Consider the following 254-nt stretch of genomic DNA (forward strand, 5'->3'; position numbering starts at 1 on the left):
TATCTAGTTTTCAAAGAACACGTTGGTGGAGCCTAGCGGGATCGAACCGCTGACCTCCTGCGTGCAAGGCAGGCGCTCTCCCAGCTGAGCTAAGGCCCCGATTTAATAGAAGATGGTGGGCCTGAGTGGACTCGAACCACCGACCTCACGCTTATCAGGCGTGCGCTCTAACCAGCTGAGCTACAGGCCCATCTTTCATATCGAAGATATGATGTTGTAGGATCTTTTGCAAGTTCCTTCAAAACTAAACAAGA

Annotated in this window: 2 tRNA genes; both read right to left on the bottom strand. The window is 50.8% G+C overall.

From position 1 onward, the window contains the following. Positions 1-23: 23 nt before the first annotated feature. Positions 24-99 (bottom strand) — tRNA-Ala (locus AWT60_RS18415). A gap of 14 nt (positions 100-113) precedes the next feature. After that, positions 114-190: transfer RNA gene (locus AWT60_RS18420), tRNA-Ile, on the bottom strand. Between the last annotated feature and the right edge of the window lie 64 nt (positions 191-254).

The organism is Bacillus sp. F2HM (assembly GCF_019266135.1).
Lineage (GTDB): Bacteria > Bacillota > Bacilli > Bacillales > Bacillaceae > Bacillus > Bacillus safensis.